Source organism: Paenibacillus sp. JJ1683, from assembly GCF_053006485.1.
In genome coordinates, this window is record NZ_CM129820.1 from 76,205 (window position 1) to 87,471 (window position 11,267).

Annotated in this window: 9 protein-coding genes; all 9 read left to right on the forward strand. The window is 46.4% G+C overall.

Going from position 1 to position 11,267, the window contains the following annotated elements; translation table 11 throughout:
• Positions 1-104: 104 nt before the first annotated feature.
• The 9 genes from lysS to ACUC6J_RS00410 all read left to right on the forward strand — a co-directional run bounded on the left by lysS (position 105) and on the right by ACUC6J_RS00410 (position 11,173).
• Complete coding sequence (lysS, locus tag ACUC6J_RS00370) at positions 105-1,631, forward strand: lysine--tRNA ligase (protein WP_016818894.1); 1,527 nt, start codon at positions 105-107, stop codon at positions 1,629-1,631.
• A gap of 87 nt (positions 1,632-1,718) precedes the next feature.
• Complete coding sequence (locus ACUC6J_RS00375; protein WP_017427044.1) at positions 1,719-3,056, forward strand: TrkH family potassium uptake protein; 1,338 nt, start codon at positions 1,719-1,721, stop codon at positions 3,054-3,056.
• A gap of 288 nt (positions 3,057-3,344) precedes the next feature.
• The gene (locus ACUC6J_RS00380; protein WP_016818892.1) at positions 3,345-3,878 is read left to right on the forward strand and encodes a hypothetical protein; all 534 of its coding nucleotides are present in this window, start codon (positions 3,345-3,347) and stop codon (positions 3,876-3,878) included.
• Between the two features lie 409 nt (positions 3,879-4,287).
• Positions 4,288-5,058, forward strand: coding sequence for an enoyl-ACP reductase FabI (gene fabI, locus ACUC6J_RS00385; RefSeq protein WP_017427043.1), 771 nt, complete (start codon positions 4,288-4,290; stop codon positions 5,056-5,058).
• A gap of 12 nt (positions 5,059-5,070) precedes the next feature.
• Positions 5,071-6,531 (forward strand): class I adenylate-forming enzyme family protein, encoded by a 1,461-nt coding sequence (locus ACUC6J_RS00390; protein ID WP_090891354.1) that lies wholly within the window; start codon positions 5,071-5,073, stop codon positions 6,529-6,531.
• A gap of 44 nt (positions 6,532-6,575) precedes the next feature.
• Positions 6,576-7,799, forward strand: coding sequence for an aldehyde dehydrogenase family protein (locus tag ACUC6J_RS00395; RefSeq protein WP_016818889.1), 1,224 nt, complete (start codon positions 6,576-6,578; stop codon positions 7,797-7,799).
• A complete protein-coding gene (locus ACUC6J_RS00400) occupies positions 7,796-9,496 on the forward strand; it encodes a thiamine pyrophosphate-binding protein (protein ID WP_330721662.1) in 1,701 nt (566 codons plus the stop codon). The genes ACUC6J_RS00395 and ACUC6J_RS00400 overlap by 4 nt, the downstream gene beginning before the upstream one ends.
• Positions 9,497-9,516: 20 nt before the next feature.
• Entirely contained in the window at positions 9,517-10,761 is a 1,245-nt protein-coding gene (fabF, locus tag ACUC6J_RS00405; RefSeq protein ID WP_016818887.1) for a beta-ketoacyl-ACP synthase II, read from the forward strand.
• Between the two features lie 4 nt (positions 10,762-10,765).
• Positions 10,766-11,173 (forward strand): 3-hydroxyacyl-ACP dehydratase FabZ family protein, encoded by a 408-nt coding sequence (locus ACUC6J_RS00410; protein WP_016818886.1) that lies wholly within the window; start codon positions 10,766-10,768, stop codon positions 11,171-11,173.
• Positions 11,174-11,267 lie beyond the last annotated feature (94 nt).

The following is an 11,267-nucleotide window of genomic DNA, read 5'->3' on the forward strand; positions in this document are numbered from 1 at the left end:
ACTTTGGAATTTAATGTAAAAGCTTCCTTGTGGAAGCTTTTTTTCTCTACACCCGAGACGGACCCCGGCCCGTCTATTCATATTGAAGGAGCTGATTTAGCACCATGTCGGATGAAACTACTAACCAGGAATTACAGGAAAATCGCGAGGAATTAAGTGAATTATTGCAAATTCGTCGTGCCAAATTGGACGAGCTTCGCTCATTGGGCATTGATCCTTTTGGACGCAAATACATACGCACGGATGAAGCGGGCGTACTACTGAGCAAGTATGACAGCTTGACCAAGGAAGAATTGGAAGAAAAAAATATTGAAGTTAGCATAGCAGGCCGCATTATGGCTAAACGAGTGATGGGGAAAGCCAGCTTTGCTCATATACAGGATCTTAGCGGACGTATTCAAATCTATGTTCGTCAAGACACTGTACCTGAAGCGAATTATAAAGCATTTGGTATTTTGGATCTCGGCGATATTGTTGGTGTTAAGGGCGTGCTCTTTAAAACCAAGACAGGCGAAACGACGATCAAAGTATTGGATATTGAAGTCTTGTCCAAATCCTTGTATCCATTGCCGGAGAAATATCATGGTTTGAAGGATGTTGAATTGCGTTATCGTCAGCGTTACGTAGATCTGATTATGAACCCAGAAGTACAAAAAACGTTCATTATGCGGTCCCGTATTATTCAATCCATGCGTCGTTATCTGGATTCGCTCGGTTATTTGGAAGTTGAAACTCCAACGTTGCATGCCATTGCTGGCGGGGCGGCGGCGAAGCCATTTATTACGCACCATAATGCATTGGACACACAGCTTTATATGCGTATTGCTATTGAACTTCATTTGAAACGACTAATTGTTGGCGGAATGGAGAAAGTATATGAGATCGGGCGTGTATACCGTAACGAAGGTGTATCGACTCGTCATAACCCTGAGTTTACGTTGATTGAGCTGTATGAGGCGTATGCTGATTATAAAGATATCATGCAATTGACGGAAAACATGATTGCACATATTGCGCAGGAAGTACTGGGCACACAGCACATTCAGTATCAAGGTCAGGAAGTCGATCTGACGCCGCAATGGCGCAGAGTTTCCATGGTGGATGCTGTTAAAGAAGTAACAGGCGTAGACTTTAGTGTGCAAATGAGTAATGAAGAAGCTCATCGCCTTGCGAAAGAGCATAAGGTTCCGGTTGAACCGCACATGACATTTGGACATATCCTGAATGCATTCTTTGAGCATTTTGTAGAGGAAACGCTCATTCAGCCGACCTTTATTACTGGACATCCGGTTGAAATCTCGCCATTGGCGAAGAAAAATGAACAGGACCCGCGTTTTACGGATCGCTTCGAGCTGTTCATGGTCGCTCGTGAGCATGCGAATGCGTTCACTGAGCTGAATGATCCAATTGACCAGCGCCAACGTTTTGAATCGCAATTGCTGGAACGTGAGCATGGCAATGATGAAGCTCATCAAATGGATGATGACTTTATCCGCGCCTTGGAATACGGTATGCCGCCAACAGGCGGGCTGGGCATCGGCATCGATCGTTTGGTTATGTTGCTGACAGATGCGCCTTCCATTCGCGATGTGCTGCTTTTCCCGCATATGCGTAACCGTACAGTAGAATAACATCACATTATGAATATAGAGGATCAGCCGGGGTTCCCGTGTCTAGTTCCTCTTTTTCATAAGAACGGATGGAGAGGAATAGTTCTGATGAAACGCAGCGTCAAGCTTAGTCGGTTCGCATCGCCTCCTTTTATATTGGTCATCGGATATGTATTGATTATTGCATTGGGTACTTTGCTGCTGATGCTTCCTATTGCCAATCATGGTGGACATGCTCCGCATTGGATTGATTCGCTTTTTACGTCCGTCTCTGCTGCTTGTGTCACAGGATTGGTCGTCGTTGACGTCGATTCGACCTATACGGTATTTGGAGAAACCGTCATTTTGGTGCTGATGCAGCTAGGTGGGCTAGGGTTTATGACCTTAGCGACCTTGTTTGCGCTGTTGATGGGACGACGGCTATCGTTGAAGGATCGGCTGCTGCTTAAGGAAGCGATTAACGCTGATAGCATGGAAGGGATCGTGCGCATTATTCGCAAGGTGCTGATCTTTTCTTTTACCATTGAAGCAATTGCGGCTGTCGTCTTAGCTTTGCGGTGGATGCGAGAGATGCCGGTCGGACAGGCGATATATTATGGGATTTTTCATTCCGTATCCCTCTTTAATAACGGGGGATTCGATCTGTTTGGGACCAGCTTTCAACAATACGCTGGAGATTTTGTTTTCAATATGATTGCATCTGTGCTTGTGATTTCGGGAGGATTGGGTTTCCTTGTACTAAGCGACTTGTTCGATTTTCGTCGTACCCGGAGACTGACTTTACACTCTAAAATGGTGCTAAGCGTGTCGGGAGCACTCATTGTCATTGGTGCGCTGGTGATATTTATTTTTGAGTTTACCAATGCACGAACCTTGGGCGGACTGAACTGGGAAGGCAAAGTATATGCTGCTGTCTTCCAATCCGTCTCCACGAGATCATCGGGAACAAGCACGGTCGACATCAGCGGGTTAAGGCAGGCCAGTCAATTTTTTATTATGCTGCTGATGATTATCGGTGCTTCTCCAGGCTCTACTGGAGGAGGAATTAAAACAACTACGTTTCTGCTTATGGTAGGTGCGTTAATCGCCGTCATGCGAGGACAGAAGGAGATTGTGTTTTTCCGTCATAGAGTTCCTCAGGATATCATGATGCGGGCGTTGACCATTATTGTAATGGCGCTATTTATATTCTCGATTGTGGTTATACTGCTCTTAATGACCGAGGATGCCCCGTTTCTCTCTCTTGCATTTGAGGCGGCTTCTGCCATCGGAACGGTAGGGCTGTCTGTAGGAGTGACGCCAGGATTGTCTGACGCAGGCAAGCTGATTATTTGTGTGACGATGTTTATTGGTCGAATCGGTCCTCTTACGATCGCTTATGCCATTCGCCCACGTTCGACCAAGACGTTGTACCGTCGTCCTGAAGGACATATTGTAATTGGATAGCTTATCTATATAAAAGATGCACCCGTGCTGATGACAGGGGCGCATCTTTTTTTATTGCATATAACATAATCCTTTATTTGCAGCATATTATGAAAAATGCCCAATTTGAGAATAAGAGGAAATAGACTAAATAGCCGCAATTTTATTGTAAAAAAACGGCTATTTGTTTCCTTTTATGTAATTATAGACAAAATACTAGGAATATTATGTATAATATTGTATGATAGTGGGCATGAAGGGGGGGACTTAGGGAAATACCAATTTCAAATTTGAAAGGAATCGTCCATTATGTATTTATTTATTATTAGTGCTGAGGTTTTATTTTGGGTTTTTGTTGTTGCAGGGTTAGTCGCAAGGTATATGTTTGGGTTGAAGAAATTAGGGGGCCTTCTTTTACTCTTTACCCCAATTATTGATATCCTGTTGCTGATTGCGGTGTTCATCACGGTGAGAAGTGGCATGGAGATTACGACTGCTACTGGCCTGGCAGCCTGTTATTTTGGTATTACCGTAGCGTTTGGTCATAGGTTAATTAAGTGGGCCGATGTACGATTCTCTCATTGGTTTGGTAAAGGACCCAAGCCTGAACGCAAGTATGGTGCTGCTCATGCAAAAGAGGAGCGTATAGGTTGGTTGCTTCACCTGTTGGGCTGGGCTATAGGCAACGCTTTGTTGCTCGCCATCATTGTATATGTAGGTGATCCGCAGCGTACGGCGGCACTGGAGGGCATCATGCAAACATGGGCGATCGTTCTGGCAATCGACTTTGTTGTCTCCTTCAGCTATACCTTAGCTCCTAAAAAACATAAACATAAGGCTTAGCCAAGAGGAATAGAGCCTCAAGCTTGAAACGAATCAGGATGTTCAAATCGGGAGAGTCATTGACGGTGAAATGAAGTGGTTACTTTCGATAGTGGGATGAGTCTATCGTCGGAATGGAAATATTTATAAGAATATGATATTTTTATATTAAAATCGCTTTGACAGTCATCTTATCGTTGCTTCACCACTTTTTTCACACGCATGGACTCCTTTCGATTTGAACACAGACCAACAGAAACCACATTCACAATTTTTAAAATATTCTTGTCATCTGCCTAAAACGGCGCCTATATAAGTTTGGCAACTGACGAGATAATATTCCAGGAAAGATTATATATGTCTATATATGTAGACAAACGCAATTAAGTTGTTATTATGTTTAAAAATGTAAAAAGGAAAGGTGGTTTCTGTGGCAGTACTACTGAGTGGAAAGAACATTTTGATTATGGGTGTGGCTAATAACAGGAGTATTGCCTGGGGGACAGCCCAATCTTTAGCTGCGGAAGGAGCAAATCTCATTTTTACTTACGAAAATGAGAGGGTTGCAGAACGGGTGCTAAAGCTCGCTGAAACCATTCCGGGTTCCATTGTCTGTCCTTGCAATGTACAGAGCGATGAAGAATTGGATGCACTGGCGGACTTTCTCAAGGAGAAGGTAGGCGTCTTACACGGATATTTCCACAGTGTTGCGTTTGCTAAGGCTGAGGATTTGGAAGGCTCGTTCGTCGATACTTCTCGCGAGGGATTCGCGGTTGCTCAAGAGATCAGTGCCTATTCTCTGGCTGCTGTATCCCGCCGTGTATACCCGCTGATGACGGAGGGTGGAAGTATCGTCACCATGACGTATATCGGTGCAGAACGAGCCATCAAGAATTACAACATTATGGGTGTAGCAAAGGCCTCACTAGAAGCCAGCATGCGCTATCTGTCGAATGATCTGGGTACTTACGGCATTCGTGTAAATGCGATTTCGGCTGGTCCTATACGTACTTTGGCCGCCTATGGCATTAAAGATTTTAACACAATGCTAAAGCATATTGAAGAAACTACGCCCCTACGCAAGACGGTCGATACGTCTGAAGTCGGAGATACGGCGTTATTCCTATTTTCCCATTTATCGAGAGGCATTACGGGTGAAGTTATCCATGTAGATGCTGGATATCATATTACGGGGATGTAAGGAGGGAACGTTGTGCTTATTACGCATACGGATTGCCGTATTATCTCACCTGAAGGAATTATGAGTAGGGAGCGTCTGGAACGGGACGTGGCGATCTTCTCACGGATGTTGACTCTCAGAGGAATTCCTGAAGATAGTAGAGTGATTCTGAAAGCGGCCAATTCTTATTGGTTTGTTGTTTCTCTGTTTTCCCTGTGTCATCTCGCAGTTTCGGTAACTGTGGTGGACGAGCAGACTGTAATTGATGAGGTGGCCCAAATCTATGATGAAGCGGGTGCCTGTTGCATTCTGACGGATTCCGATTTAGAAGTTCCTCATGCTCTCGTTATTCTGATTCAAGATCTCATTCAAGAAGAAGCAGTACACCCGCATTGGGTGGGAGAGCCAAAGCCCGAAGCCCTCGACTTTAACAAGTGGTGCGAGAGACCGGATGCGCTCATTCTGTATTCTTCAGGTACGACGGGAAAACCCAAGGGAATCGTGAAAGCTGGTTCAGCTTTTATGGAGAATATCAGACATTCCATACACGCTATGAACTACATACCGTCTGACCATATGCTCCCCGTAGTGCCTTTCTCTCATTTTTATGGAATTTCACTTATCTTCTCCTGGTGGTTAACCTCATGTTCTCTCATCATCTGCAATCCAAAAAACCTCTGGAGCGTCATTGCAAGTATTACGAAAGACCGGGCGACGGTCGTAGACGCTAACCCCTCTGCTTTTTACACCTTGTTGCGTATGCTAAGCCGAAAACCCGAACAACTGGAATTGATCAAGCAATCCCCAGTCCGCATGTGGTGCGTAGGCGGCTCTCCACTTACTCAAGACCTCGAAGAGAAATTTAACAACATATTTGGACAGCCCCTGCTGAATGGTTATGGCCTTTCTGAACTGGGCAACGTCACGCTGGGGACGCTGGAGTGTCCGAAGGGGTGTGGCAAACCATTACCTGGTGTGGATTTGAAAATACTTGATTCTACTGGCAACCATCAGGTGGACGGTATCGTAGGCGAAGTGTGGATACGAAGTGCCGGATGCATGGAAGGTTATCTGAATCGTCCCGACCTGACACAATCTGTTCTCCAGGATGGCTGGTTTAAGACGGGAGATCTAGGCTATCTGGATGACGGAATGCTGTATGTTATTGGTCGCAGTGGTAAGACAGTCAACCGGATGGGCTACATGGTCTCCCCAGTCTATATCGAGGACCGGATTGGTTCACTAGGTTACCGATCCTGTGTGATTACTTTGGAGGATGAGGCAAAAGGGACTTTGCTTGTTGCATTCATCGAAAGTGAATCCTCACAGGTCTTACCTGTGCTCCGCAAAGAGATGAATCGGGTACTCCCTTCTTACATGTTTCCCGATCTTTTGCTTCCGCTCGACCATTTTCCTCTAAATCGCAATGGAAAAGTAGATCGTCTGGAGATGGAGCGCACTGCTCTAGAGAAAGCTGCTTCTCGCAAAGCATAACAAGATATTTACCAAAATCGCATATAGGAAAGGGAGAATGTGCCATGAGTATAAATCCAGAACTGGCAGAAAACACGCTGTTTTTGAAAAGGCATGAATCTATTCTGAAATGCCTCAATTATTTGATTGAAAATCGGCAAGAAGTGATGGATATTCTCACACAATTTTCATCCTATCGGGCCGCCAATGCAGAAATTGACTCCACGATCCTCACACTTCAAGGTGCATTGCAAGAAGTGCAGACCCATCAGCCAAGCTGGCAACGATCTATGGCTGTATTTATGCCCTCCAACGTCATTTTGTACTCCTATGCATTATACCTCTTGATTCCATCCCTGTACGTTGAAAATATAGACTTTCGTCCTTCTTCTCACGTAAACGAGTATGTCGATATGCTGCATGAAAAGCTGCAAGCAGTACACCAATTACCTATCTATATTCGCAAAGTTAGCCAGAAGGTGTTCATGGAGAATTCCGTGATGCCAGCTGATATTGTGGTGTTCACCGGGAGCTATACCAATGCGGAGAAGATCAAAAAACAGATTCGCAAGGATCAGCTCTACATTTTTTATGGACAAGGGATCAATCCTTTCATCATTGGACCAGATGCCGATCTGGAGCTGGCGGTTACCGATGTGATTCGCATGAGATTGTTCAACTCTGGACAGGACTGCCTGGGGCCCGACATCATCCTGGTACATCAAGAGGTGAGCGAGCCATTTAAAAACTTGCTGATTCAACGGATTGACGAACTCGTATTTGGGGCCAACAATGATCCGAACGCGAACTACTCCCCTATATTCTATAAAGACACGCTATATTCGGTTTCTGAATATTTTAATACGAACGATAAGTTTATTATTTACGGCGGCGGCATTGATTTCCGTACGAAAAAAATGGAGCCAACGGTTGTATATAGCGAATTGGATCAGAACTTGGAGATTATTGAGTATTTTTCGCCTGTGTTCAATGTAGTTAGCTACCAAGACGACGAGCAATTGATCAAGCGCATTTCCTCCAGTTATTTCAGCGAACGGGCAATGGGTTGCAGCTTATACGGGTCAGAGCATCTGGCAGACGTTCTACGAAAGAAGCACACATTGACCATTAATCAAACCCTTGAGGATGTGGATCAAGGCAATAAGCCTTTTGGTGGCTATGGCACAATGTCGAACTATATTTTTTACGACTATAAGCTCGTTTCGAAGCCGATCTTGATCTCGGAAATTGTCGCAGAATATTTGTCAGAAAAGAGGAGTTTGGTATGACCGCGAGCATATCCCCCTGGGATGCCATCATTGGCTACTTACAGTCGGCTGGGGCCCAGCACCTCTTTGGATTACCAAGTGACGATCTCAATATTGTAGCGTCACTCCCCTCATCCGGTATGGATTTTATTTTGTGCAAAGATCAGCGTAATGCTGTGTTTATGGCTGCAGGCTATGCGCTCACAACTAACCAGATGTCCGTATGTGTTGTGGGGAAAGGTCCTGCGCTCAGCAATACACTTACGGGGCTACTGGAAGCCAAGAACCTGGGTGCCCCGCTCCTGCTCTTGGCGCTCGGCACCGGAGGAGACAAGCTGGGTACCCGATCCTTTCAGGAAGCCGATCAAATCTCACTCGTGAAGCCGCTCGTCAAATGGGCTTATCGTGTTGAGCATGTGGATCGGCTTGTATGGGCGATGGAGCGGGCTGCCTTTTTGGCTATCAATGGAGCACCAGGTCCTGTCTATATAGAATTACCCGAGAACCTGATGGACCAGTCTGTGCCAACAGGGATTCAGTTTGCCCCGCCAGAAAAGCTCTCGTGCTCTCCGTCTGTTCGGGAACTGGATGCGGCATGGAACATCATTGAGAATGCCCGTAGACCACTCGTTCTAGTCGGAGGCGGAATGAAGTCAGGGACAAGCGATGTGATTGAGCGGTTCGCTAACCAACATGGAGCGGCTGTGTTCGCAACTGCCTCGGGACGAGGTGTAGTGAATGAAGACCATGAACTTTTCTGTGGTGTTGCCGGTCTTTATACCGATCTTAGTCTGAGACAAATCTGGCAGGAATCCGATGTGGTCATTACGCTTGGTAGTCGATTGGAAGAAACGGCTACGTTCGAGTGGGATATTTTGCTACAGGATACGCCTTTAATTCAAGTCAATGTAGAGCTGGAGGATTTTGCGCACGAATTCAGAGGCATCAAGGTGCTTGGCGATGGATATGCGGCAGTGGAGCAATGGCTAGAACGGCGCGGACAGGAGCCCGATGGAGCGTGGCTTGAAATGATCAGAGGATGTAAACAGAAGGCTTTTTCAGAGAGGACTAATTATTTGGAAGGGTTGAAAAAGGCCCCCGGCATCCACGTTCCAGAACTGTTGGACATGATTCAGACGGAGTTTCCTGAAGACCTAGTGCTTCTACAAGAGAACGGATTGCAGGATATGTGGTCCTACTTTTATCCATATTTCCGTTTTACCACAGGCTCACTTTCCATTGTCCCCAGTGACCAAACGAGTCTTGGATTCGGTGCGGCCGCTGCTCTGGGGGCAAGTGTGGCGACAGAACGCCCGGTAGTAGCGCTTGTAGGTGACGGTGCATTCAATCTATTTTGTTCAGATTTTATGACGGCGGTACAGTATCAAATACCAGTAATTTATCTTGTACTTAATAATGGCGGCTACGGTTGGCTGCAAAACCAGATGAATTATAAGCATATCTCAGGACAAGCCTTCCCATTTGTTTCGGAGGCGGTCAAGACAGGAATCCAAATTCCCCAGTATGAATTTGTCGAAAGTCTGGCAATCCGCAGCAAGGGGGAGGCTCGGGAGCAGCTTCAGCTTGCTTGGCAAAAGTACAAGGAGAACAAGCTTGTGGTCGTCGAGGTGTTTGCTGATCTTGCAGATGTGCATGAGAAAATTAGTCATGTATATGGCGACTTTCCTCTCTACGAGCAACAGGCTTCCAAGAATTAATTTCAGCGAAGGACGTGGGTATGGTGAGAAGACGTGTTGTAGTGACAGGACAGGGAGTCGTAACGCCGATCGGGCTTCATCTTACAGATTTCTGGAATTCACTGCTGGAAGGAAAGAGTGGAATCGGACCTGTCACTGTTTTCGATACAGCAAATATACCAACAAAAATTGGTGCACAAGTTACGGGCTTTGACCCGTTGGAGTATATGAGCAAAAAGGAAGCCCAAAAGGTTGCACAGTTCACTCAATTCGCTTTGGCGGCTGCCCGTCAGGCAGTCGAGCAATCGAGGTTAGTCATAGACGAACGAAATGCAGGTCGTGTGGGTGTTATCGTCGGCTCTGGAGCAGGCGGCCTCGATGTCATAGAGGAGAACTACAGAAAATTAACGGAGCTTGGTCCTAAAAGGGTCTCTCCTTATTTTGTTTCCTCGATGATGATTAATTCCGCGCCTGGCGAAATTTCTATTGCCATTGGTGCTAAGGGACCTTCGTTTGCTGTGGTCACTGCTTGTGCCACAGGAAGCAATGCCATCGGTGAAGCATTACGTACGATCCAATACGGCACAGCTGATGTCGTAGTGGCTGGAGGAGCAGAGGCCAACTTTAGTCAGCTTGATTTGGCTTCTTTTGCGAATATTCACGCTCTTTCCAGACGTAATGAAGAGCCACAGAAAGCCAGTCGCCCGTTTGATACGGATCGCGACGGTTTTGTCATCGGTGGTGGGGCAGGGGTTCTAGTGCTGGAGGAGTTGGAACATGCCTTGAACCGGGGCGCCACCATTTTGGCCGAAGTAGCGGGTTATGGATGCACAACGGACGCATATCATATCACGGCTCCAGATCCCTCGGGCTCCGGCCCGGCAGAAGCGATCAATATAGCGCTGCAAGATGGGGGCTTAACACCGCAGGAGATTGACTATGTCAATGCCCACGGTACGAGTACGCCATTTAATGATCGCATGGAGATTAATGCTATTCAAAAAGTATTTGGAGAGCATGCGCCTCGGTTGGCAATATCGTCTATTAAATCCATGACAGGCCATTTAATGGGCGGTGCTGGGGCAGTCGAATTAATTGCAACGGTACAGAGCATGATCCACAGCAAAGTACCACCGACACTCAATTGTGACAATCCCGAAGCCCCTGAACTGAATTTTGTACCGCATGTATATCAGGAACGTGAAGTCCGTGCGGCGATTAGTAATTCTTTTGGTTTTGGAGGACACAACGTCTGTCTTGCCGTTCGTAAGTGGGAGGGGGTATAAGCCTGTGAGCGAAGAGCTAATCCATATCCAGGATGTGCTTCCGCACAGGTACCCATTTCTTCTGCTCGATGGTGTGACCGGGTACGAAACGTCGCAATGGGCAAAGGGGTACAAGCTTGTTACCTCAAGCGAATGGTTTATTACAGAAGCTAATCCATACATGCCTCCTATGCTGATCGTGGAGTCGCTTGCACAATTAGCGGCATTCGCTGCGATTGACAAAAGAGGTATTTCATACCTAACCAACCTCAATGGCGTTCGCTTTCATAGCCTTGCGAAGCCTGGGGACCGAATAGATCTCTATTTTGAAGTGGTCAAGCGTCGGCGTGGTTATATTCTCGGAAGTGGCCGGGCTACCGTAGGCGAACGATTGGTGGCTGAGGCGGAAGAAATTGTTTCACTTGATCAATGACGGGGTGGAAGCGCGCGTTAAACTGTCTTTTTGTCCTCCTGACTGCCAAGTGCAGCGGGAGGATATTCACATCACGGAAATAGGAGTGAAATGA